The organism is Pontibacillus salicampi (genome assembly GCF_042434395.1).
In the GTDB taxonomy this organism is placed as follows: domain Bacteria; phylum Bacillota; class Bacilli; order Bacillales; family BH030062; genus Pontibacillus; species Pontibacillus salicampi.
This window is the reverse complement of sequence record NZ_JBHLTP010000012.1, coordinates 139,651-165,315: the sequence shown is the minus strand read 5'-3', so window position 1 is coordinate 165,315 and position 25,665 is coordinate 139,651. Positions and strand designations below refer to the sequence as shown.

The 25,665-nt window shown below is 40.5% G+C and carries 31 protein-coding genes; 24 read left to right on the top strand and 7 right to left on the bottom strand.

All coding sequences use genetic code 11. The annotated features are described in order from the left end of the window. The first annotated feature begins 40 nt into the window (after positions 1-40). The 5 genes from ACFFGV_RS15555 (at position 41) to ACFFGV_RS15535 (ending at position 2,587) form a co-directional block, all read left to right on the top strand. Positions 41-265, top strand: a complete 225-nt coding sequence (locus ACFFGV_RS15555; RefSeq protein ID WP_377349693.1) for a YneF family protein — start codon at positions 41-43, stop codon at positions 263-265. A gap of 195 nt (positions 266-460) precedes the next feature. Then, the gene (locus ACFFGV_RS15550) at positions 461-1,165 is read left to right on the top strand and encodes a cytochrome c biogenesis CcdA family protein (protein WP_377349690.1); all 705 of its coding nucleotides are present in this window, start codon (positions 461-463) and stop codon (positions 1,163-1,165) included. 67 nt (positions 1,166-1,232) lie between these two features. Further along, positions 1,233-1,658: a Na(+)/H(+) antiporter subunit B gene (locus ACFFGV_RS15545; RefSeq protein WP_377349687.1), complete on the top strand. Its 426-nt coding sequence runs from the start codon at positions 1,233-1,235 to the stop codon at positions 1,656-1,658. 24 nt (positions 1,659-1,682) lie between these two features. Then, the gene (locus tag ACFFGV_RS15540) at positions 1,683-2,042 is read left to right on the top strand and encodes a response regulator (RefSeq protein WP_377349684.1); all 360 of its coding nucleotides are present in this window, start codon (positions 1,683-1,685) and stop codon (positions 2,040-2,042) included. Positions 2,043-2,089: 47 nt separating this feature from the next. Beyond that, the gene (locus ACFFGV_RS15535) at positions 2,090-2,587 is read left to right on the top strand and encodes a CcdC family protein (protein ID WP_377349682.1); all 498 of its coding nucleotides are present in this window, start codon (positions 2,090-2,092) and stop codon (positions 2,585-2,587) included. A 685-nt stretch (positions 2,588-3,272) separates the two neighbouring features. Here ACFFGV_RS15535 and ACFFGV_RS15530 read toward each other — a convergent pair. Next, positions 3,273-3,701, bottom strand: coding sequence for a DUF2621 domain-containing protein (locus ACFFGV_RS15530; protein WP_377349680.1), 429 nt, complete (start codon positions 3,699-3,701; stop codon positions 3,273-3,275). A gap of 274 nt (positions 3,702-3,975) precedes the next feature. Between ACFFGV_RS15530 and ACFFGV_RS15525 the strand changes: the two genes are divergently transcribed. Continuing rightward, positions 3,976-5,112 (top strand): ATP-binding protein, encoded by a 1,137-nt coding sequence (locus ACFFGV_RS15525; RefSeq protein ID WP_377349677.1) that lies wholly within the window; start codon positions 3,976-3,978, stop codon positions 5,110-5,112. A 73-nt stretch (positions 5,113-5,185) separates the two neighbouring features. Then, positions 5,186-5,554: a hypothetical protein gene (locus ACFFGV_RS15520; RefSeq protein WP_377349674.1), complete on the top strand. Its 369-nt coding sequence runs from the start codon at positions 5,186-5,188 to the stop codon at positions 5,552-5,554. A 99-nt stretch (positions 5,555-5,653) separates the two neighbouring features. Here ACFFGV_RS15520 and ACFFGV_RS15515 read toward each other — a convergent pair whose 3' ends face one another. Beyond that, positions 5,654-5,806, bottom strand: coding sequence for a small acid-soluble spore protein P (locus ACFFGV_RS15515; RefSeq protein WP_377349672.1), 153 nt, complete (start codon positions 5,804-5,806; stop codon positions 5,654-5,656). A gap of 125 nt (positions 5,807-5,931) precedes the next feature. Here ACFFGV_RS15515 and ACFFGV_RS15510 point away from each other — a divergent pair, with 125 nt between their 5' ends. Continuing rightward, positions 5,932-6,192, top strand: a complete 261-nt coding sequence (locus ACFFGV_RS15510) for a hypothetical protein (RefSeq protein ID WP_377349670.1) — start codon at positions 5,932-5,934, stop codon at positions 6,190-6,192. A 49-nt stretch (positions 6,193-6,241) separates the two neighbouring features. Here the strand turns inward: ACFFGV_RS15510 and sspO are convergent, their stop codons facing one another. Further along, on the bottom strand, positions 6,242-6,394 hold the full coding sequence (gene sspO / locus ACFFGV_RS15505) for a small acid-soluble spore protein SspO (RefSeq protein WP_377349667.1): 153 nt from the start codon (positions 6,392-6,394) through the stop codon (positions 6,242-6,244). A gap of 182 nt (positions 6,395-6,576) precedes the next feature. Here sspO and acnA point away from each other — a divergent pair, with 182 nt between their 5' ends. From acnA to ACFFGV_RS15460, 9 genes are all read left to right on the top strand, one after another. Next, on the top strand, positions 6,577-9,291 hold the full coding sequence (gene acnA / locus ACFFGV_RS15500) for an aconitate hydratase AcnA (RefSeq protein ID WP_377349665.1): 2,715 nt from the start codon (positions 6,577-6,579) through the stop codon (positions 9,289-9,291). A 207-nt stretch (positions 9,292-9,498) separates the two neighbouring features. Then, the gene (locus ACFFGV_RS15495) at positions 9,499-10,170 is read left to right on the top strand and encodes a hypothetical protein (RefSeq protein WP_377349661.1); all 672 of its coding nucleotides are present in this window, start codon (positions 9,499-9,501) and stop codon (positions 10,168-10,170) included. Further along, a complete protein-coding gene (locus ACFFGV_RS15490; protein WP_377349659.1) occupies positions 10,167-10,754 on the top strand; it encodes a TlpA disulfide reductase family protein in 588 nt (195 codons plus the stop codon). The genes ACFFGV_RS15495 and ACFFGV_RS15490 overlap by 4 nt, the downstream gene beginning before the upstream one ends. 64 nt (positions 10,755-10,818) lie before the next feature. After that, positions 10,819-10,953 carry an FbpB family small basic protein gene (locus tag ACFFGV_RS15485; RefSeq protein WP_377349657.1) on the top strand — a complete coding sequence of 45 codons (135 nt, stop codon included), beginning with the start codon at positions 10,819-10,821 and terminating at the stop codon, positions 10,951-10,953. An 81-nt stretch (positions 10,954-11,034) separates the two neighbouring features. Then, positions 11,035-11,181, top strand: coding sequence for an acid-soluble spore protein N (locus ACFFGV_RS15480; RefSeq protein ID WP_377349655.1), 147 nt, complete (start codon positions 11,035-11,037; stop codon positions 11,179-11,181). 12 nt (positions 11,182-11,193) lie between these two features. Next, a complete protein-coding gene (tlp, locus tag ACFFGV_RS15475; RefSeq protein ID WP_377349652.1) occupies positions 11,194-11,433 on the top strand; it encodes a small acid-soluble spore protein Tlp in 240 nt (79 codons plus the stop codon). A 317-nt stretch (positions 11,434-11,750) separates the two neighbouring features. Then, complete coding sequence (locus ACFFGV_RS15470; protein WP_377349650.1) at positions 11,751-14,045, top strand: AAA family ATPase; 2,295 nt, start codon at positions 11,751-11,753, stop codon at positions 14,043-14,045. Further along, positions 14,042-14,464, top strand: a complete 423-nt coding sequence (locus tag ACFFGV_RS15465; RefSeq protein WP_377349648.1) for an acyl-CoA thioesterase — start codon at positions 14,042-14,044, stop codon at positions 14,462-14,464. Before ACFFGV_RS15470 ends, ACFFGV_RS15465 begins: the two co-directional genes overlap by 4 nt. A 3-nt stretch (positions 14,465-14,467) precedes the next feature. Further along, a complete protein-coding gene (locus ACFFGV_RS15460; protein WP_377349646.1) occupies positions 14,468-14,770 on the top strand; it encodes a hypothetical protein in 303 nt (100 codons plus the stop codon). 69 nt (positions 14,771-14,839) lie between these two features. On the opposite strand, the gene ACFFGV_RS15455 is transcribed toward ACFFGV_RS15460, so the two are convergent. Further along, positions 14,840-15,139, bottom strand: coding sequence for a HesB/YadR/YfhF family protein (locus ACFFGV_RS15455; RefSeq protein ID WP_377349643.1), 300 nt, complete (start codon positions 15,137-15,139; stop codon positions 14,840-14,842). A gap of 107 nt (positions 15,140-15,246) precedes the next feature. Here ACFFGV_RS15455 and ACFFGV_RS15450 point away from each other — a divergent pair, with 107 nt between their 5' ends. From ACFFGV_RS15450 to ACFFGV_RS15440, 3 genes are read left to right on the top strand one after another with little or no spacing between them, the layout of a single operon-like run. Next, the gene (locus tag ACFFGV_RS15450) at positions 15,247-16,188 is read left to right on the top strand and encodes an ABC transporter ATP-binding protein (RefSeq protein WP_377349640.1); all 942 of its coding nucleotides are present in this window, start codon (positions 15,247-15,249) and stop codon (positions 16,186-16,188) included. Positions 16,189-16,199: 11 nt separating this feature from the next. After that, positions 16,200-17,528 carry an ABC transporter permease gene (locus ACFFGV_RS15445; RefSeq protein ID WP_377349637.1) on the top strand — a complete coding sequence of 443 codons (1,329 nt, stop codon included), beginning with the start codon at positions 16,200-16,202 and terminating at the stop codon, positions 17,526-17,528. Then, positions 17,528-18,694, top strand: a complete 1,167-nt coding sequence (locus ACFFGV_RS15440) for an ABC transporter permease (RefSeq protein WP_377349634.1) — start codon at positions 17,528-17,530, stop codon at positions 18,692-18,694. Before ACFFGV_RS15445 ends, ACFFGV_RS15440 begins: the two co-directional genes overlap by 1 nt. A 91-nt stretch (positions 18,695-18,785) precedes the next feature. On the opposite strand, the gene yidD is transcribed toward ACFFGV_RS15440, so the two are convergent. Then, positions 18,786-19,013 (bottom strand): membrane protein insertion efficiency factor YidD, encoded by a 228-nt coding sequence (gene yidD / locus ACFFGV_RS15435; protein ID WP_377349631.1) that lies wholly within the window; start codon positions 19,011-19,013, stop codon positions 18,786-18,788. A gap of 6 nt (positions 19,014-19,019) precedes the next feature. Beyond that, complete coding sequence (gene folE2 / locus ACFFGV_RS15430; protein WP_377349629.1) at positions 19,020-19,946, bottom strand: GTP cyclohydrolase FolE2; 927 nt, start codon at positions 19,944-19,946, stop codon at positions 19,020-19,022. A 247-nt stretch (positions 19,947-20,193) separates the two neighbouring features. On the opposite strand from folE2, the gene ACFFGV_RS15425 reads away from it, so the two are divergent. Then, on the top strand, positions 20,194-20,382 hold the full coding sequence (locus ACFFGV_RS15425) for a hypothetical protein (RefSeq protein WP_377349626.1): 189 nt from the start codon (positions 20,194-20,196) through the stop codon (positions 20,380-20,382). 65 nt (positions 20,383-20,447) lie between these two features. Here the strand turns inward: ACFFGV_RS15425 and plsY are convergent, their stop codons facing one another. Beyond that, on the bottom strand, positions 20,448-21,029 hold the full coding sequence (gene plsY, locus ACFFGV_RS15420) for a glycerol-3-phosphate 1-O-acyltransferase PlsY (protein ID WP_377349624.1): 582 nt from the start codon (positions 21,027-21,029) through the stop codon (positions 20,448-20,450). A 211-nt stretch (positions 21,030-21,240) separates the two neighbouring features. On the opposite strand from plsY, the gene ACFFGV_RS15415 reads away from it, so the two are divergent. From ACFFGV_RS15415 to ACFFGV_RS15405, 3 genes are all read left to right on the top strand, one after another. Beyond that, on the top strand, positions 21,241-22,947 hold the full coding sequence (locus ACFFGV_RS15415; protein WP_377349621.1) for a glycosyl hydrolase family 18 protein: 1,707 nt from the start codon (positions 21,241-21,243) through the stop codon (positions 22,945-22,947). Positions 22,948-23,074: 127 nt separating this feature from the next. Further along, complete coding sequence (locus ACFFGV_RS15410) at positions 23,075-24,133, top strand: ABC transporter ATP-binding protein (protein ID WP_377349618.1); 1,059 nt, start codon at positions 23,075-23,077, stop codon at positions 24,131-24,133. Continuing rightward, the gene (locus tag ACFFGV_RS15405) at positions 24,133-25,653 is read left to right on the top strand and encodes an ABC transporter permease/substrate-binding protein (RefSeq protein WP_377349616.1); all 1,521 of its coding nucleotides are present in this window, start codon (positions 24,133-24,135) and stop codon (positions 25,651-25,653) included. Before ACFFGV_RS15410 ends, ACFFGV_RS15405 begins: the two co-directional genes overlap by 1 nt. Positions 25,654-25,665 lie beyond the last annotated feature (12 nt).

Here is a 25,665-nt window from a genome sequence, read left to right as displayed (position 1 = left end):
ATAATGTTTGAGAGACAACATGAAGGAGGATATTGGTACGATGAGTACGATTTGGGTTATTGTTATTGCTCTCATAACTCTACTAGCTGGCGTAGCGCTAGGCTTTTTTATTGCCAGAAGGTATATGATGAACTATTTAAAGAAAAATCCACCAATTAATGAACAAATGCTAAGAACATTAATGATGCAGATGGGGCAAAAGCCATCGCAGAAGAAAATTAATCAGATGATGCGCGCCATGAATAATCAGCAGCAGCAAAAATAAATGTTTGTAATTGGGAATCCTTCTTCGCCACAGAAGAAGGATTTTTTATGCTTTGTGAAATAAATGTGAAGTTGGATTCGCTCACAAAACTGTCATAAAGAAAATAGGGTTAAACGATAGTAAGCATGTCTTTTTTTCATTACAATGAAATAAATTACTATTATTATGAAGTTGGAAGAGAAAGGGAGAATCACAATGGGAGATCTCACTATATTTTTAGCATTTGGAGCTGGATTTCTATCATTTATATCACCATGTGTGTTACCGCTTTACCCGGCATTTTTATCCTATATTACGGGAATGAGTGTAAATGAGATTAAATCAGAGAATGCTATGCTTAATAAACGAAGTATAATACATACGATTAGCTTTCTAATTGGGTTTTCAAGTATCTTTGTTCTACTTGGCTATTCAACTACTTTTATCGGAGAGTTTTTAAACCAATATCAGGATTTAATTCGACAATTAGGAGCGATTTTAATTGTTTTCTTCGGTTTTGTCATTATCGGAGTATTCAACTTTAACTTTTTAATGAAGGAGCGGAAGGTGCATTTTAAAAATAGGCCGACTGGCTATCTTGGCAGTGGTATTATCGGTATGGCCTTTTCTATGGGGTGGACTCCGTGTACAGGACCAATACTAGCGTCTGTACTTACGCTTGCAGCAGCGAATCCAGGCAGCGGTATGATTTACATGATCAGTTACTCTCTTGGATTTTCAGTACCATTTCTAATTCTTTCCTTCTTTATTGGCAAGATGAACTGGATAAAGAAAAACAGTGCGAGGCTAGTTAAGATTGGTGGGTACATTATGGTATTTATGGGCGTTTTCCTATATTTTGACTTAATGACGACTCTTACTTCCTATTTAGCGACCCTATTTGGTTTCCAGGGATTCTAATCAAGATTGGAATTATCGTTTATTTTGTATTATCATTAAGGTATGCTGTAAAAAAGGAGAATTGTCAATGAGGACCAATGACTTAATTTTACGTACCACAACTATCTTAATCGCGTTTATTTTATTGGCATTTTCCATCTATTTATTTTTTGCTGGACATAACGCACCGGGTGGAGGATTTATCGGAGGGTTGATGACAGCCGCTGCGATTATCTTAATGTACATGACTTACGGATTTGAGTCTGTAAAAAAAATTATTCCTATTAATTTTCGGTATGTTATCCCTTTCGGTTTGCTCACTGCTGTATTATCGGGAGTTGGCTCTTTTGTATTTGATGTGCCGTTCCTTAGTCATACATTTGCCCACTTTTCCCATGTCCCTATTTTGGGCGAGGTTGAACTTGCTACGGCAATGTTTTTTGATTTGGGAGTATATTTAACCGTTGTCGGTGTAGCGTTGACCATTATTTTATCTATTGCAAATGATCAATAGATAGGCGAAGGAAGGGAATGTGAAATGGCCAATATATTAATTGTAGATGATGCTAAATTTATGCGCATGACACTAACCAATATTTTGCAAAATGGCAGCCATAAGGTAGTAGGGGAAGCAGAAAATGGGAGACAGGCAGTAGAGATGTATGAAAGCACCCATCCCGACCTTGTGACGATGGATATAACCATGCCTGAAATGAATGGAATTGAAGCCTTAAAACGTATAATCGGATTATTTCCTGAAGCGAAAATTATTATGTGTTCAGCTATGGGGCAGCAGAAGATGGTGTTAGAGGCGATAGAAACTGGAGCAAAGGATTTTATCGTAAAGCCTTTTGATGAAAACCGTGTACTAGAGGCTATCAGCCGCGTATTAGGATAAGAATTCCTACATAAGCCTTGTGGTAATCAAAAGAAAGAGTTGATGATATGTGGATCATTGCTAGTTCTATTGTTGCTGTACTAATGGCGACGACGATGATCTTTGTTAGATTGCGGGCATCTAGAAAACCCGCTTCTGTAAAGAAAATTATATTACCGCCTTTTTTTATGAGTACAGGTGCACTAATGTTTGTGTTTGAACCATTTCGAGTAGAATGGATACAAGTGCTGGAAGCATTTTCGGTAGGGGTTGTTTTCTCTATTTTTCTCATTAAGACCTCAAAGTTCGAAATAAGAGAAAAAGATATTTACCTTATTCCGTCCAAAGCATTTGCATTCATTCTGTTCGGATTGTTAGCATTGCGGATTGTATTAAAGACCTTAATCGGTCAACACGTTTCATTTGGTGAAACGAGTGGAATGTTCTTTCTTCTAGCCTTTGGGATGATTCTTTCCTGGAGAATAGCAATGCTTATCAAATATAAACAGGTAGAACGTAAACTATTAGAACGCGATATGGCAGCAGCTGTTGCTGCACAGAAATAACCCCCAGGCTACAAGCTGGGGGTTATTTCTGAGTGTCGAGAAATTTCCATCGGTTCTTCTATGTGTATCGAGGCGGTGTTGGCGAAACGACTCGCTTTCCATGGGCGTCCGCTGAGCCTACTCGCTTCCTCCGGTCGCTGTGGGGTCTCATCTGTACTCCAGTCCCATAGGAGTCTCGCCCGCCTTTTCGCCAACACCTTTCGAACGATGAGCTTGAACCTCTTCTGCTTCCATGAGGAAAGGAAGAGGTCTATGTAGGCATGGAATTGAACAGGGGCTTTTATTGTCGTAAGGTTCTGTTCCCACTAATTATCGCACAGTGGGGTGGAAATGGGCAGACTCCTCTGGGATGCATGGACAACTGCGAAATCTCACAGGGGCTATTTTCCGCCCATTCACAGTATTTGTAACAGAAACCAAACCGCCCTCCATACTTTTTCGAGAGCGTAATAACCCCCAGCCTACAAGCCGGGGGTTATTTATTTGTTCCATAAACCTTCGTTGAGGCTAGGAGGATCTATACAAAGGTACTGTCATGGGAGAAAGATTCGGTTAGCATTAAACCCTTGCACCATTATGAATAGTTGAATTTAATAATACATTTTCACTTAAAGGCACGGAGGATAAAATTATCCCCTTGTGAGGAGGAAATCCTCTCAAGGGGATGAAACATACACAGTATCGTTTATTGGTCAAATAAGGGCAGGTATGGATGTACATCAATATTTTTATCATGTAGTGTTTTCTTCAGAAACTTATGATCGCGTTTTGGGGTGGCGAGAATATAGCCTTCTATTATGATATCTTGTGAAATATAGTTAGCTTTTTTTCGAAGCGCAACTTCACTAATTTTGCCGGCAATTTTTTGTTTAGCTACATCTCGGAATAACTCGGGAACAGGGGCAACTAATTCTTCTAGAAATGCTTTCTGTTCTTCCCCCCACATATGCAAGGTTTGCTCAATATAATGTTCTTCCCAATCTATTATGGATTTCCCGTCTTCCTTTGGCAGTCGTTTCAAAAATTTCCGAAACATGAAATATCCGCCAATAGCCAGCAGCACGACCATAATAATGGTCCAGGCAACTATAAACAGGGCGAAACTAGTATTCATTGTCATCACCTTTTTCGTCTTCTCTCTTACTGCCTAGAATAGCACAGAATGGTTTAGTGGTCTATCTCTCATTGTCATATCCAACAAGGAGAGAGCGAAGAATTTCGACAGTAATATTATAAAATTCTCTGAATAGAATGGCAAGTAACAGGAGCAATATTGAAATCCTACCAAATATAGAGCTTTTTCCCGGTTTTTTTCATTCTTGCTTGAAGAGTCATGATTTTGTGGGATAAAATGTTAGTATGTCCTGTATAGTTGAGGGGGCGAATGAATGGTAGATCATTCTAAACAATATCGTAATGAAGATGAAGATTGGGAGCAGCACACACCACATGCCCAATCCAATGGGACTAGTGCACATTTTTCTTTTCATAACTTACCAACTACATATTTATCATGGATAGAAGAGAATGGGTTTGATGTTATTTGTGTATGTGACAAACGAGGAAGACTCCAATATGTAACTCCTTCCGTACACAAATTATTAGGATACAATGCTGTTGAAATGAAGGGCAGCAGGGCATTAACATACTTATCTCCTCACGACCAAGAAAAGCTCCTGCAGATTTTTTGGAAACATCCTGAGCAAGAAGCAACGCTTGAATTGCAAGTTAGGCAAAAAAATGGCAAGTATATTTGGGTTGAATCAAAGATGTCTATGCTGGTTCAGGAAAATGGGGCACAATCCATACTTGTTGTTACAAGGGATATCTCCGATCGCAAAGAAGCTGAAGAGATGATGATTCGTTCTGAGAAGATGTCAGTAGCTGGTCAGCTGGCTGCAGGGATAGCTCATGAAATACGCAATCCCCTTACCTCTATTAAAGGCTTTTTACAGCTCCTGCAACTAGGGGTGGAGGGGAAAGAGGGATATTATTCTATAATGAATGAGGAAATTGAAAAGATGGAGACCATCACCTCAGAATTATTATTTATATCCAAGCCGATGACAAACGATATTAAATCGGAATCGCTAGCCTCTATGTTAGAGGATGTATGTACTCTGCTGGAGTCACAGGCTAAGCTACAGCATATACACCTTGTTCTGGATTGTAATCAAAATTATTACGTACATTGCGATCGCTCACAGATTAAACAGGTGTTCATAAATGTCATCAAAAATGCGGTTGAGGTCATGGAAGATGGTGGGCAAATTACAATAGAAACGAGGCAGATAGACTCCTTTTACGCAATCGATGTGAAAGATGAAGGGCCTGGAATACCGAGACATCTAATCAATAAAATAACAGAACCATTCTTCACGACGAAGAAGAATGGAACAGGACTTGGTCTAATGATTACGAAGCAAATATTAGAACGCCATCATGGAAGATTAGAAATTATTAATAACGAACCGTTCGGTAGTATTTTCCGAGTTCTCTTGCCCATACAAGAAATGGATGCTTAAAGTAATTTAAGCATTCTTTTTTGTGTATTCTTCTAGATAGTATTATACAGTAAGATAAAGAGGAGGGGATGTATTGTATTCCGTAACCTTACGTGAAGAAACAATAAATGTTGTCTATGATAAATTCATCCAAACCCACCCAGAATTAATCGTGTATTATGATGAAGAAAAGCTGGAGCATATTCGACAGGATACGCAGTACCATATTGAACAACTGGAAGCGGCGGCAATGTATAAAATGGATTCGATTTTTCTGGATTATGTAGAATGGGTAAACGGTGTTTTGACTGCTAGAGGAATAGCAACCTCTATGTTAATAAACTGCTTTGTATGGATGAAGGAAGTATTAGAGAAGCATACACAAACCAAGGAGCATACATATTATACAGATTTGCTTACGAAGGGGATTCACATCTTAACAAAGAGCTCTACTCTGAAATAATAGGCAGTTACACTTAGTTCCAAGTACAGCCTCAACAAAACAAATATGGGGAACGTATCTAGGGGGATGCGGTAAGCATTCCCCTACAAGTTTAAGTTGTTACATATCATGGGATGCGTGGTTTTTCTGACGAGTATGGTTCCCATTTTTCGTGCGATGTGAGCCACTCATCTGTTCACCGTATGGCTGTGGTTTACTTTTAGGAAGATTTACACGGTCTTGCTGCTTTGGTCCTTTTGGTTTTCCGGACATAGCAATTCCTCCTTTCCTATTGTAGTTTTATTGTTTGACGCAATGAATTCTCCTATACATCCCAATGTATGGGCTTTTTTTAATTAGGTCATACTACGGTATAAAGAAATAAAGGTGGTGTCTATATGCCCTATCATAAGGATAAGCAACAAGCTTTCCAAGCTGCTCAACAAGGCTATACACAGGCTGTAAATGCTAACGAACAGCGAATTACGTCCATTGGAAAAGCAGACTATGGCAAAGAACTTGCCCATTTAACACAAGAAGTGAATGAAGCGTATGTTCAAATTGATAAAGCGTTAGAGGTTGCCAGTGAACATCAATACGAGCAATTAAAGCAATATCAGCAAGATTTGCAATCATTGATGGATGACATATCTCAATAAAAAAATCGGTCTTCCGTTATGGAAGCCGATTTTTTTATGGAAATAAGAATTATTGATTTTTTTTGCGTTTTTGATTATTCATTATTTCTTCTGGCATTCTTGGGTTTTGTTTTCCCTCTTCATTAAAACCAGCACCCTTACCTTGAGCCTTGGCATGGTTCATTCCAGTTGCTGCATGATTTGATTTTCGTTTACTGTTCACTTTTTACCACCTCCTGATCTTTATTATTAGAAAATTTGTAACGAAATATTTTACTTATAAATCGTTTTCATTTAAAATGTAAATTGCAGATTTTCTTTTTAATAATCTGAAAGTTATCATTTGGGGTAGGAGAAGCCGAAGAGGCTTTCTCGATTTATATTGTTTGAGGGGGTAAATAGTTTATGGCACGAAACGATACTTTTCATGCGCGTAATCAATTTGAAGTGAATGGCAAAAAGTATAATTATTACCAGTTAAGCAAGCTTGAAGATGCAGGCTACGGGAAGATATCTCGTCTCCCATACTCCATTCGTGTCCTTCTTGAATCCGTTCTTCGTCAGGAAGACGGAGAAGTAATTCAAAAGGAACACATCGAGAAATTAGCAAAATGGGGAAGCAAAGATGCGGAAAGCGTTGATGTTCCATTTAAGCCTTCTCGTGTTATTTTACAGGACTTTACTGGGGTTCCAGCAGTTGTGGACTTAGCTTCATTGCGAAAAGCTATGGTTGATATGGGGGGAAGCCCTGATGAAATCAATCCAGAGGTTCCAGTTGACCTTGTTATTGACCACTCTGTGCAAGTAGATGAATATGGTACGCCAAATGCCTTAAAAGCAAATATGGAATTAGAGTTTGAACGTAACAAAGAACGGTATGAATTTTTGAATTGGGCTAAAAAAGCCTTTAACAATTATCAGGCAGTTCCACCTGCAACTGGAATTGTTCACCAGGTAAACCTGGAATACTTAGCGAACGTTGTGCATGCCGTTGAAAATGACAACGGCGAATATGAGACATATCCAGATACACTAGTGGGAACAGATTCCCATACTACTATGATTAATGGTCTTGGTGTTCTGGGCTGGGGAGTTGGAGGCATTGAGGCCGAAGCAGGTATGCTCGGACAGCCTTCTTATTTCCCTGCTCCAGAAGTAATTGGTGTTAAGCTAAAGGGAAGCTTCCCATCTGGGACTACTGCTACTGACCTTGCACTAAAGGTTACACAAAAGCTTCGTGAGAAAAACGTAGTAGGCAAGTTCGTAGAATTCTTCGGACCAGGCTTGACAGACATGCCGCTAGCTGACCGAGCAACCATTTCTAACATGGCTCCAGAATATGGAGCAACGTGCGGATTCTTCCCTGTAGATAAAGAATCACTGGAATACCTTCGTCTAACGGGACGTACAGAAGAACATATCCAGGTAGTAGAACAATATTGTAAAGAGAACGACCTTTTCTATTCTCCTGATCAGGAAGATCCAGAATTTACAGATTTAGTGGAAATTGACCTTAGTGAGCTGGAACCTAACCTGTCTGGTCCTAAGCGTCCTCAAGATTTAATTCCACTTTCAGAAATGAAGGAATCCTTTAACCATGCATTAACTGCACCGGAAGGAAATCAAGGCTTTGGCCTAAGTGACAAAGAGAAAGATAAAGCAGTAACGATAGAGCATCCAAATGGAAAGAGCTCTAACATGAAAACAGGTGGTGTAGCTATTGCTGCTATAACCTCTTGCACCAATACCTCCAATCCTCATGTAATGCTTGGAGCGGGCTTATTGGCGAAAAAAGCTGTAGAAAAAGGTCTAGAGGTACCAGAATATGTTAAAACATCTCTAGCTCCAGGCTCAAAAGTAGTGACACGCTACCTAGAGGATTCAGGGCTTATGCAATATCTGGAACAATTAGGCTTTAACCTGGTAGGCTACGGCTGTACAACCTGTATCGGAAATTCAGGACCGCTTGCACCTGAAATTGAGGAAGCTATTGCAGAGAATGATTTAACGGTATCCTCTGTTCTTTCTGGAAACCGTAACTTCGAAGGACGTATTCATCCGCTTGTAAAAGCAAACTATCTTGCATCTCCACCACTTGTTGTTGCATATGCCCTAGCAGGAACAGTAGATGTGGATCTTTACAAAGAGCCGATTGGTCAGGATAAGGATGGGAAGGATGTATTCTTCCATGACCTCTGGCCAACAATGGATGAAATCAAAAATGAAATCGATAAAAATGTTAATCCGGAAATCTTCCGTAAAGAGTATGAAGATGTATTTGATTCAAATGAGAAATGGAATGAAATCAATACAACGGATGAACCATTGTATGATTGGGATGAGGAATCTACTTACATCCAAAACCCTCCTTTCTTCGTTGGATTAGCTAAAGATCCAGACAAAGTGAAGGATTTAAAGAATCTGCGTGCCATTGGTAAGTTTGGTGATTCTGTCACTACGGACCATATCAGCCCTGCAGGTGCTATTGCGAAGGACATGCCAGCTGGTCAATATTTACAGGATAAAGGTGTATCGCCTCGTAATTTTAATTCCTACGGTTCTCGTCGAGGAAATCACGAAGTTATGATGCGAGGAACATTTGCCAATATTAGAATTCGAAATAAATTAGCCCCAGGCACAGAAGGTGGTTATACAACGTACTGGCCTACAGAACAGGTTATGCCAATTTATGATGCTGCCATGAAGTATCAAGAAGATGGTACCAACTTAATTGTAGTTGCAGGTAAGGATTACGGGATGGGAAGCTCTCGTGACTGGGCTGCAAAAGGTACAAACCTTCTAGGCATTAAAACAGTTATAGCGGAAAGCTTTGAGCGTATTCACCGTTCTAACCTAGTTATGATGGGCGTACTTCCTCTTCAATTTAAAGAAGGAGACAGCGCTGATTCACTAGGGCTAACAGGAAAAGAAAGCTTTGATATTAACATTGATGAAACAGTTAAGCCTCATGATTTGGTAGAAGTTACAGCTACGGATGAAGAAGGAAATAAAACGCACTTCAATGTAGTAGCACGTTTCGATAGTGGGGTAGAAATTGATTATTATCGCCACGGTGGTATTTTACAAAAAGTATTAAGAGATAAATTACAAACAACATAGTGTTAACAATGGAACGAACCGTTAAGGTATGAATGCCTGAGCGGTTCGTTTTGTGTTACATATTCCCCATATGGGAGATGAAATGAAAAGAGTACGGTCTGGTCAAATCAATAGTGACAAAATCCTAACATCTGACGTAAGCTCCTTTACATCTCTTCCATTTCTCCTTAATATTAGAATCAAAAGTTGCATGTAAGGAGAACATACATGAATTATACATTAGCCTTAGGGCCATTTGTTTTATCAGCACAATCTTTTACATACATCCTTTCTGTTCTTCTTGCGATGCTGTGGTTATACATACTACAACGAAAGCATGCCATTGTAACGACCCAATTCGTTCCGATGGAATTAGCCTATGCATGTACAGCGGGTGTTCTAATTTGGAAAGGTAGCTATATAATTTTACATCCCATTGATGTCTTCGCTAACCCGCTACGGCTTATATATTACAATGGCGGTACCTTAGGGATAATGCTTGGATTGACATCAGCAATAGGCATGTATTACGTTATTCTTCGGAAGGATTCGTTGAGCACTACACAGCTGTTTCAACTTACTATGTCATCATTATTGTTTTTTGTTGGGGTATATTGGAGTGCAAGTACATATATATTTACCATATATAAGGAAGGCATTGTGATTGGTATCATTTGTATTTTTGCCTCGCTTTCCTATTGGTTTGCAAAGAATGCTCTTCATAACGGAATCTTTAGTGTTCGTGTCGCATTATCTATTATTCCTGCCCTTATTTTCACCTATATTATCTTTCATACTGTTCACATAACCGATTGGTGGATTTGGACGGGGTTTGCCGTTTGGCTTGCCTTGTACGTATTAGACTTCAGAGTAACTGGAAAAAGGAAGTGTTTAAAATGATGAAACGCATCATTGGTGCTGTTATTATATTAGCTTTATTTGGATATACCATCTACAGTGTATTAGATACAAGCTCAACCGCTAAAAGTGACCAGCACTCCACGAGTGAAGCACCTGAGGGATCAGCTATGACACCTCCCAATGCACCGAAGGGATTAAAGGTAGGCGAAGAAGCACCTGATGTTCAATTAGAAACGCTAGAGGGAGAAAAAGTGCATTTATCTGATTTTAGAGGGCAAAAAGTATACTTAAATTTCTGGGCCACCTGGTGCCCACCTTGTCGAGAGGAAATGCCAGAAATGCAGCAATTTCATGAAGAATATGGCGAGGAAGTAACCATTATTGCGGTAAATGCAACAGCTACGGAAACAGGCGGAAGAGACAAAATTGCTCAATATGTGAAGGAAAATGGATATACATTTAAGGTGCTGCTTGATCCTAACAATGATGCAAACAGCCTTTTTCGAGCCCAAGCCTTGCCGACCACTTATTTCATCGGGACAGACGGAACCATTCAACAGGCTCCAAAGGTAGGTCCTATGAATATGTCCTATATGAAGGAGATGAAAGAAAAACTCAAATAAACAGGTATATTTTCTGAAAATTAGGGTAATCCTTTAGTAACAACCTAAAAGGAGCGAAATCCCCATGAGCAGAAAGAAAAAACCTACTTTTGAGGAACTCATACAGCTAAATCGTCAGGCTATTATTGAGGATGAAGATTTAATTAACCAAATTGAAGAAAAAATAGATCAGCGAATGAACGATACATTAAACAGGTAACCAATGGTTATCTGTTTTTTGTATATTTGCCTTCCATCAGCAGACAATATAGAGTGAAGATCTTTAAGAGGAGTGACACCAATGAGTAATCCAAAAAAAGATTCTAAACATTTTACTCCAAGCCACCTAGGAACAAACTCCCGAGAGGCTGGAGGAAATAAAGGCAAGCAAATGCAAATGCAAGACGCTCATAAACCGAAAGTCATTCAAACAAAAGGGAAAAAGTAGGAGGACACTATCGTGGCTAAACAAAAACAGCAGGTTAATCCAGATGATCGCAGTGATAACGTTAGTCGATTAATCGAAAATGTTCAAAATACTATTGAAAATATCGAGGAAGCACATGATTCAATGCAATTTGCATCAGAAGATGAAAAGGCGCAGATTGAAGCGAAAAATAAACGTCGGGAAGAGTCCATAGATGCGATGCGTAATGAAATAAAAGATGAATCACATTATCAGCAAGAGGGAGACCTCTAAGTCACGTAAGATAAATCCTGGTGGATATGTCCCACCAGGATTTATTTAATAACAATGATTTATTATTGGAGTTCATCTGAGACTTGCCATCCAGAAAAATAAACTACAAGCATAAACAGAGCTTGTGACAAAGTAATTACTCTAGTTTGTCAGCCCGGTTGTTTTGCTAGCTGTTAGACATAGGATACTGTGGAACACGTTCATTGACAGCGCTTTTTGTTAAATTTTTTGTCTGGTAGTCCATGCATCCTGCCTTACTTTGTCGTTATCGTGTGATAAAATGAAATAATGGAATATAGAAGAACAAGGATGATTTGATGACTATAGAGCAGGATAAACGGATGAAACTACAAAGTTGGACGGATATAACGATGCCCCCCCCTTTACATGAGGCGGAGGCGTTACGATATATGGATAGAGTCGAGCAAACAAAGGATGAACTGGAACCGGATTTGAGGAGTCGTCTTTATGCTCTGATTGCTTATTATAGAATGCAGCGATCCACTATGGAATTAGATGACCTTGCTAGTGAGTTTGTAGCGAAGGCAAAGCAAAATGGAGAGCAGGATGCCATAGTTACACACCTGGATGAGCTAGTAGATATAAGCCGCCATCTCCAGCTCATTCAAAACGAGCAATTTCGTGAGCTCATGATTCATGGGTCAGACCATCAATCCGTTAAGCGGAAAAAGGTAGAACAAATCATACAGAAGGTAGAGACATTAGAGGAGAATTGGTCCACACACGCAACCACCTACCCTTCAGTAAGAATGTCTTCCACTACCTCATTATTACAAAAAGGTCAGGAAGCACTGGATGGACTAGTACGAGAATTAGAGCCATTTCAGGCGAATGAAATGAATGGTGTTAATCATATTTCGGAATCTAACGTAAATGAATGGTTGAGGCAGCTGGATGCTCTTGTATTAGATTTAAGACAGATGCTTCCGAACAGCCTTACAAAAGATGGAGAGCATGATGCTTTAACCCAATTGGATGATATGGTTGGGTTAGATGAAATCAAGTCATATATTCATCGATATTATCAATATTTGAAATATCAACAAAAGAGGAAGAACTTAGGGTTTCACATGAGTGATGAGCCAGAGCTTCACATGATTATAAGCGGAAACCCTGGGACGGGAAAGACTACAATTGCTCGTTTGCTAGCGAACATTTACTATGAGCTGGGACTGTTAGACACGAAGGAAGTCATTGAAGTAAACCGTTCTCATCTAGTTGGGTCCTATGTTGGGCAATCAGAGGAAAATACAATGAATTATGTGCAGCAGGCCATTGGTGGGGTTCTATTCATTGATGAAGCATACAGCTTAAAAAGAGAAGGGCAAACTGGAAATGATTACGGGCAGGCTGTTATTGATACGCTAGTATCAGCCATGACTAGTAAAGAGTATGGAGATAAATTTGCTGTAATCATGGCTGGTTATCCAGAAGAAATGCGTCAATTTTTATGGAGTAACCCTGGACTACGCAGCCGCTTCCCCGAACAAAATCATATTACACTGCCAAACTACACAATGGACGAGTTGATTTATATAGGCGAAATGACAGCATTAGAGAATGATTATTTCTTCACGTATGAGGCGCTGGCTCGTTTAGAATCCGCGATAGATAAGCGTAAAGTGGATGAGAGCTTTGGTAATGCCAGATCTGTAAAGAATATTGTGCTTCAAACTATTTTCCATAAGGGAGCACATGCATCCTATCATAATGAAGTAAACTGGCTCGATTATATGCGTCTGGAATCGGAGCATTTTTCAGAAGTGCTCGATGGAGAGAAGGATAACGTAGCTCCGCTCGAGGAGTTAGAAGCGTTAATAGGGCTACAGCCTGTTAAAGAAGAAGTGAAGAAGCTATCCTCCTTTGTTAGAATGCAGCAGGATCGACGGGAACAAGGGCTGCCGACTGTACCCATTCAATTGCATGCTGTCTTTTCTGGTAACCCTGGAACGGGAAAGACAACAGTTGCTCATATTTATGCGGGTGTATTAAAGGAATGCGGGTTACTAAAGCGTGGCCATGTGGTGGTTGCATCGAGAAGTGATTTAGTAGCCGGATACGTTGGCCAAACCGCTATGAAAACGAAGAAGAAGATAAGGGAGTCTCTTGGGGGCGTTCTTTTCATTGATGAGGCGTATTCCCTCTTTCAATCTGGTGGCAATGATTTCGGAAAAGAGGCAGTGGATACTTTAGTGGATGAAATGACTAAGCATAATGAAAATCTAGTTGTCATCCTGGCAGGGTATAAACAAGAAATGCGCCAGCTCATCCAAAGTAATCCAGGATTATCCTCCCGCTTTAAAAAGTTTTTCCATTTTCCAGATTATGAAGCAGAGGAGCTGGTGGACATGACCACCTATCAGGCGCAGCAATATAAATATCATCTAAGTGAATATGCTTTGTCCTTTTTAGAAGAACAATACAGGGAGCATACGACAGAAGGTAACGGTCGATTTGTCAGTAACCTGGTGGACGAAGCGGTACAATATCAAGCCCTTCGGATAGATAACGGAGACGGTGAAGATCCATTTGAACTTGCGAAGGATGATGTAGAAAAAGCTTGGCAGGCAGTGAAAGGAAGAGAAATATGATGGTTACAGAAACAGAAGTAAAAGTACGATATCAAGAGACAGATCAAATGGGAGTCGTCTATCATGCTAATTATTTGATTTGGTTTGAGATTGGACGTACTGTACTAATTGAAGAATTAGGTTTTCGTTATCATGAGATGGAGGAGAGCGGTATCCTCTCCCCTCTGGTCGATGCTGATCTGCAGTTTAAAAAGCCGCTCCGTTATGGACAAACAGCCAAAGTGCTCACCTGGGTAGCGTCCTATGATGGATTGCGGGTAACCTATGGGTATGAGGTGCAAACCCCTGAAGGAGAAACAGCTGTAACAGGAAGCACAAAGCACGTATGTGTGAGAAAAGAATCCTTTAAGCCAGTATCCATCAGAAAGGTTTTTCCTGATATTCATCAGGCTTATATGGATGCAAAGGGAGATGCGTGACGAGTGGCATTTGGTGTAACCAAACAGGAATTAGCTGAATGGAAACGGAAGGTGAAACAGGGGGATATTGCCTTTTTGACTCATTATTGGCTAGACGATCGGTTTCCTGATGCAAAGACCGTTACGAAGGTCGGCAGTTGTAATCAGGATAAATTGATTGCTTGGGGAAAGCAATATAATTTACAGGCTCACTGGATACATGAAAATCCGTATCCTCATTTTGATGTTATGGGGGAAAAACAGCTGGAAGTTTTGCGATCGGAAGGTTTAACGGAGCACATTAAACGATTTAATTTATCCGAATAGGAACTTTAGCATGAAAAAGCCCTTCTTTCTTCACCGGAAAGAAGGGCTTTTTATGCCGGAAATAGAATATCATGAAGTGGTGTCTTTATATTCGAAATCTGGCTCCTGCTTGTCTTCATTGTAGTAGACTGTAACATCATGATGATCGAAATACCATGCATCTTCTTGTTCTATATAGAACTGTACATCTTTAACCGTATCCTCGGCAACTGGTTCGACTGGTTCTTCTGGTCGAATGCCTAAGGAGAATCCAGGCTTCAAACCTCCTACACCACCATACCTAACAAAGAAACGGAGGGATGAATCCTTCTCTAGCTCTAACTCGTCTTTATACCAGTTTGCTGCTTGTTCTTGAACAGATAATTTCATGCTTTCACCCCTAGTAAAATCAATTGTTCTTCATATTAATGGTAGTACATGGATGAGATAGTTTCAAATGGTAAGGCTTTAGACAATCTAAAAACAGGAAGGTAGGAATGATGATGCTAATAGAATTATCATCACTTCAGAAGAAATTCTCCCAGCACGAAGCGGTAAAATCCATTAACGTAACGATACAGAAAGGAGAGATATTTGGATTGCTTGGACCCAATGGAGCAGGGAAGTCCACCACAATCTCCATGATTGCCACCTTGTTAAAGCCTACCTCAGGTGATATACGATACAAAGGCGCATCCACCCTTCATGATTCTCGTACACTTCGTGCTTCTCTTGGCTATGTTCCTCAGGAACTAGCTATCTATCCTGAATTTACTGCCAAAGAAAATGCACAATTTTTTGCAAAGCTGTATAAGGTTCCAAAGAAAGAGAGACAAGAGAGAATTGATTCTGTTTTGTATAAGGTTGGTCTTCTAGATAGGGCATCCGAAAAAGTCGAGCGCTTTTCAGGTGGTATGAAACGTCGCTTAAATATAGCCTGTGCATTGTTACATAAGCCAGATGTGCTAATGCTAGACGAGCCAACTGTTGGGATAGACCCTCAATCTAGAAATTATATATTGGAAATGGTAAAAGACCTAAATACTGAAGGGATGACGATATTATATACAAGTCACTACATGGAAGAGGTTGAGTTTCTTTGCGACCGTATCGCCATTATGGATCACGGAGACGTTATTGCCTTAGGTACAAGAGAAGAATTAACCGATATGATGGAGCATCAGGATATAATTTCCATGGAAGCAGCTCCCATGCATGAAGAGTTTCAAGCGAGGATTACAGAGCTGCCTGATGTTTCTTATACCGAATTACATAATGGTATTCTTCAAATTGGCATACATAAACAGGCGGATGTTCTTCCTGAGATATTTACTATCGCAAAGGAATTAGGTATGCGGATTCGCAACGTAGAAGTAACTACACCAAGGCTTGAGGATGTTTTTCTATATTTAACTGGCAGAAAACTTAGAGATGAATAGGGGGGGTAGCAATGATTTGGACCCATGCATGGAAAGATATCAAACGAATGCTGAAAGATAAGAAAGCACTGCTGATAATCTTATTAATGCCAGCATTATTAACTATTTTGCTTGGCTTTACTGTTGGTCAATTGATGAGTAGTACTAGTGAAATAGATACCATTCGTGTAGCAGTGGTACATAACGCTGAACCAGCCTCCTTCAAGGAGCCTGCTGTTCAACAGTTTCTTGCCGGTCAAGGTGGTGCAGATAGCGCTCTTTCCGAATCAGCCGAGCTTGATTTTGTAACCCTCTTTACAGAGCAGGTATTGGAAAACGATTCACTGAAAGATCTAATAGACTATGAGATTGTTTCGTTAGAAGAAGCGAATGCACAAATGAAGGAAGATGAAATTGCTAGTATTATCTCGTTTCCTCCTACTTTCAATCAAGACGTTCTAGAGGGTATGATATTGCCTGAGACTATGGATGTGCCTATTACTCTAATTCAGCATCCAGATCAAGCATGGAAGAACGAAATTGTAAGCAGTCTGGTTACTACCTTTTCTACTCAGTTATCCACTTCTATCCTAAAGAAGGACATGCTGCTCTCTTTCATGACCGAGCAAGGAAATCTCGGAGAAGAAATTGGTATGTCTATACGGAATATGATGGAGGAGGCTAAGTTTACGGATAATCAACAGGCGGAAATTAAAATCGAAAAAGCGAGTATAAATGGATTAACCGCAATATCTGGATTACAGTATTATACTGCAGGGATGGCGGTTATGTTTATGCTTTATCTCGCTAGCTTTGTTAGCTTGTACACGAAAGATGAAATAAGGAATAAGACATATGATAGAATCAGAGCATCGAAAAGCAGTGTGTGGCATGTTCTCCTTGGAAAATTTACAGGAGCTTTATTATTAACGTTTCTGCAATTTATTAGTTTATTTGTACTAGCAAAGGTCATTTTCCAAATTGGTTTTGGAGATGTGACGGCTTTGTTGCTTGTTATGCTGATAGTCTCGGTTAGCGTTGCTTGCTTAGCTGTATTTCTCTCTGCGATGACGATGGTTTCCTCAGAAGGGTTCGATATCAATAATCTTTTTCAAAATGTTCTTATTCCCTTTTTAGCTATGCTTGGGGGAAGTTTTATTAAAACAGCTTCCTTGCCTGAAAGCATACAGCTCATTGGAAACTCTATTCTCAATGGCGCATCTCTCCAAGCATTCCTTCATGTTATGCAAGGAATGCCTCTTGCTGAAATGTCTGCCTCTTTTCTTGCTATTGGTATGAATGGAATCATATTTATCTCCTTAGCGTTTCTCCTTTTATGGCAGAAAAAGGAGGTATTCTAATGAGAGCGTTACTATGGGCAAGATGGAAGGGGTTTAGAAAACATAAGTGGCTGTTTGTCATTATGCTCATTCTGCCTATCGCTTTCACTTTTTTCTTTTCCTTATCCGGCACAGGCTCCCCCTCCACATTACCGGTTGTGGTGGAGGAAAAAAGTGCTGCAACCGAACGTTTTCTAACCTTGCTTGAACAACCGGATTGGTTCGAAGTAGAAGAAGTGAGCGCGCCGGAGCTTGAAGAAGGCTTGATTAGCGGAGCGTATGGAGCAGGAATAGAACTAAACGCGGGGGCACTGGAACAAGTGGAAAACGGGCAAGCAGTATCGTTTACCATCTATCGCTTAACAGACTCCCAGGAGGTTCAGCTCGTGGAGCAAAGTGTGCAGGATGCGGCAAGAAAGCTCCATTTAGAAGCAGCAATGACTACTGATATAGTCCAGGCTTTACCTGAGGATTTGGGAATGAATGAATCTGTCATCCGAAGCAATGTAGAGACCACATTAGCACAACAGACCCCGGTATATGTTAATAAAGCAGCTTTTGGCCAGGAGGAAGCTGTTATATATGATGCAACGTTTCAAGCATTAGTTGGCTTTACACTATTCTTTACTATGTACACCATCATTTTTACTTTGGGAGAAATGATAGAGGATGAACAGAAAAAAATATTGAATCGATTAGTTATCTCCCCAGTATCTACTTGGAAAATATATAGTGCTAATATTGTCTATAGCTTCCTTATTGGCTATAGTCAGCTTCTTGTCCTTGTATTAGTCGGGAAGTATGTATTCCAAATAGAGTGGGGAGAACGATTGGGTGCTGTGGCAATTATGCTAGCGTTATATGTTCTTGCCACAATGGCTGTTGGGATGGTGCTGCTTTGCCTATCTCGCAATATGCAGCAATTAAGTGCCATAACACCGATTGTTGCTGTCAGCTTTGCGATGCTTGGCGGAGCTTATTGGCCGATCGAAATTGTCCAAAACGAACTGCTTGTTTCTATGGCAAATATTGTTCCTATTTTTCATGCTATGAACGGGTTGAAAACCGTTGTGCTGTATGATCAAGGGTTAGGGGCAGCCAGTGACTCGTTGCTATGGCTAATTGGAATGATCATTGTTTGGTTTTCTGTAGGGGTCAAGCTGTTTGGAAAAAGAATTACTATGTAAATGCTGCCGGCGTTGTGCCAAATCCTTCGCAGTATTTTGGTATCAAAACAATAGAAATCCCCCTCTGGTACTATAGGCAGAGGGGGATTATTTATGCCTTTTCCTTTTTTTCCGGAACAGGGTCAAACCCGCCGGGGTGAAGTGGATGGCATTTTGATATTCGTTTAATGGTCAACCAAGCCCCTTTAGTGGCTCCATGCCGTTCTATAGCCTCCATTCCATATTGGGAACAGGTGGGATAGAAGCGGCAGGATGGAGGCGTCATAGGTGATATTCCCTTTTGATAAAAGCGAATAATAGCAAGGAAAAAGCGTTTCATCCTACATCACTCACTTGTCTTATCATAGGTGATCTCAGCGATAGCATCATGCAAATGAATAGATTCCTCGTTACGGCAGGAAACATAGAACTTCTCTACATAGGACAGCTCATATAAGTCTGCTGATACTAAACGTACGATGTCCTCCACAAAGCGAGGGTTTTCGTAAGCTTGTTCCGTTACAGCTTTTTCATCCGGTCTTTTTAGCACTGGGTGAATGCGGGCGCTAGCATTAGATTCAGCAGCTTCTAAGAGGGCTGATTTCCAATCTATGCTGTTTTCGTCAAAATCATCCGTTAGTGTCACTGACATGGAAACCTGGCCACGCTGGTTATGAGCTGAATATTCACTAATTTCCTTAGAGCAAGGACAAAGGGTCGTGATTGTACCGTTCAGGCTGACTTCTATGTCGTAGCCTGTATCCTGATGGTAGTGTACTTTCATGGAAGCATCAGCATGGTTCATGCCGGCGAGGTCTGAGAATGGGCCTTTCCGTTCAAAGAACCAAGGGTACGATACTTCAATAAAGGCGTCCTTTTGTTCCAGGCGGTCAGCTAATTCTTTCGTAAATTTCTTTAACGTAAATAAATCAATCGCGAATCCTTCGTTGTGATACTTTTCAAGTTGTTCTGTGAAGCGGCTCATGTTGGTACCTTTACTTCCTTTACTAATGCTTGACGAGAAGCGGAACGTACCGACTGTTGTTTGGATTTCCGGCTTTTTGGAGCTGTGAATTCGGATAGGGTGCTTCACATTCGTAATCCCCACCGCATCTAAATCAAAGAGGAAATCTTCCCTTGAATTTTGTAAATCTGGCATTTTATCTTTTTCTACTGGTTTAGTTCTTGGTCCTGGATCGACAGAACCAAATAATTTATGTCGTTCTTCTTTAGAAGGTAGCTGCTTTTTCGTGTTAAGATCGGTCTGATTCATAACGATGACTCCTTTCATACTACTAACTGGAACTATTCAAAGTATAAAGGATTGGAGTTTATTTATTCAATTTTTATACTTACAGAATGTGCTATGTTCCTATTATTAGGTCGATTGATTTCCATTATACCTGATAGTAAGTCGTGTTCCAAAGAGATAAGTTTCGATTATTACACAAATTGACTCCTATCTCTCCTTTCTCCTGCATATACTAGTTCAAATCCTGTCCATTTGGGAGGTCAACCATATGAGAGGTACTGCCTTACTGCATAATGAACATGAGGAGTTATTGTTAGTCGAGCAAGTAGACAGTAAAACGTATGCAATGTGGAAGATAGCCGGTGGTTTTAAGTGTTCGTTTGTACAAAATAAAACGGAGCATTTTGATGTGTATTACTACACAAGTCATGACATTGATTTTGACTATGGATATTAGGCATAAGTATCTAAAAGAACCCTCGCTAGTTGTTGGACAAGCGAGGGTTCTTTTAGTATTTCTTACTACATCCACGTTATCTTTGGTTCTGTCTTGTTAAGAATACGCTTAATGTTTGTGCGATGACGATAGATGACAAACAATGTTAAAATAGTTAAAACAATCGTTATTGCAATATGCTGTAATAGAATCGAGACAATGATGGTTACCATTCCAGTAAGCATGGATGATAAAGATACATATTTAGTTATATATAGGGTGAGAAAGAACGTTAGAAGCATTACGATGAACAGGATAGGTTCTACAGCTAAGATGACGCCTGCTGAAGTTGCCACTGCTTTTCCACCTTTAAAGCGCGCAAAAATGGGATACATATGACCTATAACAGCAAAGATTCCTACAATTAATAAATTGGCTTCGCTATCCAAAACCCATGGAATTCTAGCTGCTAGCGTTCCTTTCAAAATATCAGCAATAGTTACTGTGAGCCCGGCCTTCACCCCTAATACACGAAACGTGTTAGTTCCTCCGAGATTGCCGCTCCCGTGTTCACGAATATCGGTTTGGTACCACCATTTCCCTACAATTAAGCCGAATGGAATAGAGCCAATCAAATAGGCAATAACACCGAATAATAAATAATCCATAGCAAAAAACTCCTTTATACAAAAACATGTCACTTGGTGTAATACAATGATAGAAAATTAGTCCTTCGTTTAATGGGTTCTGTACCGACTATGGTCTATCTGTTCTCTATATTTTATCAGAAAGCATGTCAACACAGAACATATTTATTGTTTTTATTAAAAGGACTATCCTGCTTAGAGAGAAATACAACGTTCGAGAGGAATAATTAATATGAGAATACAAACTATGTTAAAGAAAAGAACCATCCTACCGATATTGCTCGCTTTCCTGTTCATTATTTCCTCTATAATGGTATGGATAACTTATTATTTTCCTTCTGATCAGGAAGAAACGTACTTTACACAAGCAAACACGATTATTTATCAAGAAGGTAAGCAAAAGGAGCAAGGTCTTTACCAAGATGGACAAGCTTATCTTCCTCTCTCGTTTCTTACGTCGCATATAGATGAAACGATTAGATACGATGAATCCTCCTCCTCCGTTATTATAACGACAGACACACATGTCTACCAGCTTCCTATTCATCGTAACGAGGTGCAACAAAATGGGGAACCAGTTACATTGAAGTATGACGCAGCTACCGAGCGTCAAGGGGAGCAATATATAGCAGCATCCTTGCTGGAGAGAGTGTACCCAATCGCTGTCCAATACACAAAGGAAACAGAAGCGGTCCAAGTGCTTTCTGATGAGCAGAAGCTGCAATACGGAGCTGTCAAGAAATCAGATGGTGTCAGACTGCGTGCAAAGCCTTCCGTTGCTTCTCCTTATGTGAAAGAAATGAACGAGAGTCATCAAGTAGTGATTGAAAAGGAGAAAAGAGGGTTTTATTATGTTCGTGCGAACGACGGAACAGCTGGATATGTAAAGAAGGGTACGATTGCTAAAGGCAACACTTCTATTGTGCAAGCAGCTCCGGAACAGCAAGCCTCCTCCTTTTCTCCGGAGGTTGCTTTTCCTGTACATGTTACGTGGGATTCTGTAAATCCCTCTTTATCGAACAAAGAGCAACTACCAGCATTACCTGGGGTGGAAGTCCTGTCTCCGAAGTGGTTTACACTACAAACGGGAAAGGGAAGTATAGAAAGTAATGCTTCTAAGGGATATGTGAGAGCGGCTCATGAAAAGGGGTACAACGTTTGGGCGTTGTTCTCTAATGCATTTGATGCACCGTTAACAAAACAGGCTCTATCAACCTATGAAAATCGCAAAACCATCATAGAGCAATTGTTAACATTCGCCAACACCTATCAATTGGATGGAATAAATGTCGATTTTGAGAACGTTTTTGAAGAGGATGGAGAGCTGTTCACCCAATTTATCAGGGAATTAACACCAAGGGCCCACGAGCAAGGTCTTGTCATCTCTGTTGATGTAACTTTTATTTCCTCCAGTGGGCAATGGTCTAAATTTTATAATAGAAAAGCGCTTGCAGAATCAGCTGATTTTATTATGGTAATGGCCTACGATGAACATTGGAAAGGGTCCTCAGAGCCTGGAAGTGTCAGCAGTTTACCGTGGGTAAGATCAAATCTGGAACGAGTATTGGAAGAGGTCCCGAATGAACAGCTTATTCTAGGTATTCCATTATACACTAGACTTTGGAAGACAGAGACGGATGACCAGGGTACCGCCTCTACTTCTTCAAAGGCTCTTACCATGGAAGAAGCAAAAGCGTGGATGGAGGAGCGTAACATTACACCTACTTATGATGAACAAGCAGAGCAGGAATACATGGAATATGAGGTTTCTGACCAGAATATAACGTATAGGATGTGGCTTGAGAATGAAACCTCTTTGCAAAAAAGAGCCCAAATAGTTCATACCTATGACTTAGCTGGCGTAGCATCCTGGAGTATGCATTTTGCCAATGAGCCTTCTTGGGAAGTACTGAAATCCTCCTTATCCAAGGAAGAATAATTCTCTATCGGACATAACCGATTGAACCGGGCAGGTTACATGCATTTCTAGCTATATTCGTTTAAGATGAAGGACAAGACATGATGATAATAAAGTAAGGAAAGAATGGGAACATAGGGGGAAAAGTATGATTGAATTTAAGGATGTAAGTAAAGTGTACCCTGATGGTACAAAAGCAGTTAAGGATTTTAGCCTTACTGTACAAGAGGGGGAATTACTTGCATTAATTGGACCAAGTGGCTGTGGGAAGACCACGTCATTAAAAATGATTAATCGGTTAATTGAACCAAGCTCAGGCCACATTCTTATTAACCATAAGGATATAAGCGATTATAAATTATCCGAGCTTCGTTGGAATATTGGCTATGTCCTGCAGCAGATTGCCTTATTTCCACATATGACCATCGAAGAGAATATTGCTGTAGTTCCAGAGATGAAAAACTGGAAAAAGGAAGCATTGCATAAGCGTATCACAGAATTAATGGAAATGGTTGGGTTAGATCCTGATACATATCGAAAGCGTAAGCCTAGCGAGCTTTCCGGTGGACAACAGCAGCGAGTCGGGGTTATTCGTGCACTGGCCGCTGATCCTGACATTATTCTAATGGACGAGCCTTTCAGCGCTTTGGATCCCATTAGCAGAGAACAGCTGCAAGAAGACATACAGAAGCTGCAAAAGGAAATAAAGAAGACGATTGTATTTGTTACGCATGATATAGACGAAGCATTGGCATTAGGAGATCGGGTGTGTTTAATGAAGGATGGAGAGATTGTTCAATTATCCACCCCGCAAGAACTAATACTCCATCCAAAGAACGGCTTCGTCAAAAGCTTTGTCGGCGAGCGCCAGTCACCTTGGCAAACTGCAGTCGATGTGATGATAGACCAAACTCGTTCCCATATCCGCCAGGAAAAGGACGAAATTCTCCTAAGCTCAGAAGGCACCTTTCTTCTCGAAGGAGAAGATGGATCCTATAAAGGGGCAATCCATAATGGACAGCGGGTAACATTGCCTATGATTCCAAACAGTATGCATCTCCGTAAAGCCACTCCGTTCTTTGAGCAACAGGAAGCCGAAGTATTGCCAGTAGTGAAGGATAATCAGTTGGTGGGGTCTTTATCCTATAAAGATATCGTTCACTATTTACAAGCACAGACCACGGTGGAAAACGGGGTGGTGCAGTAATGAACAGCTTTATAGATGTACTGCAGAACAGACAAAGTGCCTTACTGCAAGCAATTTGGGAGCATCTCCAGCTGTCGATTGTTGCCCTGCTGATTGCTATTTTGATTGCCGTTCCACTTGGTTTAATCCTGACCCGATTTCGGCGCGTTGCAGAGCCGGTCATTGGCGTAGCTGCGATACTGCAGACGATTCCGAGTCTTGCCATTCTTGCTTTTCTAATTCCTTTCTTAGGTATCGGGAAACAGCCAGCCATCGTAGCACTTATCGTATATGCACTCCTGCCAATTTTACGCAATACGTACACTGGGGTTAAAGAGGTGGACCCGGCTTTAAAAGAAGCGGCAACTGGAATGGGAATGAGTTCCTTCAGACGGTTATCTAAGATTGAGCTTCCTCTTGCCATGCCTGTAATCATGGCAGGTATCCGGACGTCCATGGTCCTGATAGTTGGCACAACGACGATAGCTGCTCTTATTGGTGCAGGTGGCCTTGGAGAATTGATTCTCCTCGGTATTGACAAAGGCGGAAACTTAAATCTGATTCTTCTAGGTGCTATACCAGCTGCACTTCTGGCCATTGTATTAGACTTAATTTTGCGATTGTTTGAACGAACCTCAGCTAAATCAGGCTTTCGTTCATTAGGAATTATTATGATTGTTTCTCTTCTTGTCGTAACAGTCCCGTTTATAGCTAGCAGGGAGCGTACACCTGATTTGGTAATAGGAGGAAAAATCGGGGCGGAGCCTGCAATCCTAATGAATATGTATAAATTATTGATTGAAGAAGAAACAGATTTATTCGTAAAAACAGAACCGAATCTTGGCAAGACAGACTTTGTTTTTGAAGCTTTAAAAACAGGGGATATCGATATTTATCCTGAGTTTACAGGTACTGTTATTAATACGCTGCTTGGGGAAACTGCTCAAAGCAATGATCCAGTAAAAGTGTATCAGCAGGCTAAACAGGGAATTAAGGAAGCACAGGGCATGACCTTATTGGAGCCGATGCAATATAACAACACCTATGCGGTTGCAACCACCGAGGAACTTGCTGAACAATATGGACTTGAAACAATAGGTGATTTGAAAAGCATCCAGAGTAACATTACTGCTGGTTTTACGCTGGAGTTTAAAGACCGCCAGGATGGATATCAAGGCATGAAGGAATTGTATAACCTGAATCTGAATATAAAGACAATGGAAGCCGGAGTTCGTCAACAGGCTATTAAGTCAGGGGATGTGGAAGTCATCGATGCCTATGCAACAGAAGGATACATGATTGAATACGACTTAAAGGTACTGGATGACCCTAAAAACCTTTTCCCTCCATATCAGGGAGCTCCATTGCTGCTTGAAAGTACATTAGAAGAATATCCAGAACTGGAGGAAATATTAAATAAACTTGGTGGTAAAATAACGAAACAAGAGATGCAGGAAATGAACTACCAGGTCGATTTTGAGGAGCGGGAACCAATTTCCGTTGCAAAGGAATATCTTAAGGAAAATGGGATGCTTGAATAAAGGAGTGTAATC

Coding starts and splice junctions, on each gene's coding strand:
- ACFFGV_RS15555 (WP_377349693.1), top strand. CDS start 41: ATGAGTACGATTTGGGTTATTGTTATTGCTCTCATAACTCTACTAGCT.
- ACFFGV_RS15550 (WP_377349690.1), top strand. CDS start 461: ATGGGAGATCTCACTATATTTTTAGCATTTGGAGCTGGATTTCTATCA.
- ACFFGV_RS15545 (WP_377349687.1), top strand. CDS start 1,233: ATGAGGACCAATGACTTAATTTTACGTACCACAACTATCTTAATCGCG.
- ACFFGV_RS15540 (WP_377349684.1), top strand. CDS start 1,683: ATGGCCAATATATTAATTGTAGATGATGCTAAATTTATGCGCATGACA.
- ACFFGV_RS15535 (WP_377349682.1), top strand. CDS start 2,090: ATGTGGATCATTGCTAGTTCTATTGTTGCTGTACTAATGGCGACGACG.
- ACFFGV_RS15530 (WP_377349680.1), bottom strand. CDS start 3,701: ATGAATACTAGTTTCGCCCTGTTTATAGTTGCCTGGACCATTATTATG.
- ACFFGV_RS15525 (WP_377349677.1), top strand. CDS start 3,976: ATGGTAGATCATTCTAAACAATATCGTAATGAAGATGAAGATTGGGAG.
- ACFFGV_RS15515 (WP_377349672.1), bottom strand. CDS start 5,806: ATGTCCGGAAAACCAAAAGGACCAAAGCAGCAAGACCGTGTAAATCTT.
- ACFFGV_RS15510 (WP_377349670.1), top strand. CDS start 5,932: ATGCCCTATCATAAGGATAAGCAACAAGCTTTCCAAGCTGCTCAACAA.
- acnA (WP_377349665.1), top strand. CDS start 6,577: ATGGCACGAAACGATACTTTTCATGCGCGTAATCAATTTGAAGTGAAT.
- ACFFGV_RS15495 (WP_377349661.1), top strand. CDS start 9,499: ATGAATTATACATTAGCCTTAGGGCCATTTGTTTTATCAGCACAATCT.
- ACFFGV_RS15490 (WP_377349659.1), top strand. CDS start 10,167: ATGATGAAACGCATCATTGGTGCTGTTATTATATTAGCTTTATTTGGA.
- ACFFGV_RS15485 (WP_377349657.1), top strand. CDS start 10,819: ATGAGCAGAAAGAAAAAACCTACTTTTGAGGAACTCATACAGCTAAAT.
- ACFFGV_RS15480 (WP_377349655.1), top strand. CDS start 11,035: ATGAGTAATCCAAAAAAAGATTCTAAACATTTTACTCCAAGCCACCTA.
- ACFFGV_RS15470 (WP_377349650.1), top strand. CDS start 11,751: ATGACTATAGAGCAGGATAAACGGATGAAACTACAAAGTTGGACGGAT.
- ACFFGV_RS15465 (WP_377349648.1), top strand. CDS start 14,042: ATGATGGTTACAGAAACAGAAGTAAAAGTACGATATCAAGAGACAGAT.
- ACFFGV_RS15455 (WP_377349643.1), bottom strand. CDS start 15,139: ATGAAATTATCTGTTCAAGAACAAGCAGCAAACTGGTATAAAGACGAG.
- ACFFGV_RS15450 (WP_377349640.1), top strand. CDS start 15,247: ATGATGATGCTAATAGAATTATCATCACTTCAGAAGAAATTCTCCCAG.
- ACFFGV_RS15445 (WP_377349637.1), top strand. CDS start 16,200: ATGATTTGGACCCATGCATGGAAAGATATCAAACGAATGCTGAAAGAT.
- ACFFGV_RS15440 (WP_377349634.1), top strand. CDS start 17,528: ATGAGAGCGTTACTATGGGCAAGATGGAAGGGGTTTAGAAAACATAAG.
- yidD (WP_377349631.1), bottom strand. CDS start 19,013: ATGAAACGCTTTTTCCTTGCTATTATTCGCTTTTATCAAAAGGGAATA.
- folE2 (WP_377349629.1), bottom strand. CDS start 19,946: ATGAATCAGACCGATCTTAACACGAAAAAGCAGCTACCTTCTAAAGAA.
- ACFFGV_RS15425 (WP_377349626.1), top strand. CDS start 20,194: ATGAGAGGTACTGCCTTACTGCATAATGAACATGAGGAGTTATTGTTA.
- plsY (WP_377349624.1), bottom strand. CDS start 21,029: ATGGATTATTTATTATTCGGTGTTATTGCCTATTTGATTGGCTCTATT.
- ACFFGV_RS15415 (WP_377349621.1), top strand. CDS start 21,241: ATGAGAATACAAACTATGTTAAAGAAAAGAACCATCCTACCGATATTG.
- ACFFGV_RS15410 (WP_377349618.1), top strand. CDS start 23,075: ATGATTGAATTTAAGGATGTAAGTAAAGTGTACCCTGATGGTACAAAA.
- ACFFGV_RS15405 (WP_377349616.1), top strand. CDS start 24,133: ATGAACAGCTTTATAGATGTACTGCAGAACAGACAAAGTGCCTTACTG.